The sequence below is a fragment of the Paenibacillus sp. 05T425 genome, assembly GCF_056396205.1.
The window spans coordinates 1-443 of record NZ_JBFTLA010000111.1 but is presented as its reverse complement, the minus strand read 5'-3'; the positions used below and the strand labels follow the sequence as shown (position 1 = coordinate 443).

1 protein-coding gene is annotated in these 443 nt (G+C 62.1%); it reads right to left on the bottom strand.

The annotated features are described in order from the left end of the window. A partial coding sequence (locus AC1DF0_RS32330) for a LysR family transcriptional regulator (protein ID WP_477577676.1) occupies positions 1–443 on the bottom strand: 443 nt, incomplete at both ends.

The window sequence follows — 443 nt, the reverse complement described above, 5'->3', positions numbered from 1 at the left end:
GGGCAGAACCGCCACCCAGGCATCACGCCCCAAACGCCCGGCATTGCGCGCAGGTGCCGGGTTCAACGCCACACCGACATCCACCAACCCGGCACTGAGCAACGTTTCCACTTCATCGTCGCTGACCTCTAGCGCCACCACTTGAATGCCGGGATACAGCCGATTGAACTGGCGCAACAGTGGCGGCAGGAACGTCGTCAGCACCATAGGGAAACTGGCCAGACGAATCGTCCCGCGCTGGATGCCTTTAGCGGCGTCGACGGTGCTGCGGATGTTTTCCAGGGCACCGAGCATGGTTCGTGCCTGTTCGATCACAGGCAAGCCGATGGCGGTCGGCAAGGTCTGGCGGTTTTCCCGGCTGAACAGCTGAACGCCCAGGGTTTCTTCAATCAAGGCCAGTGCCTGGCTGACACCGGATTGGGTTATGCCGACCCGTTCAGCGG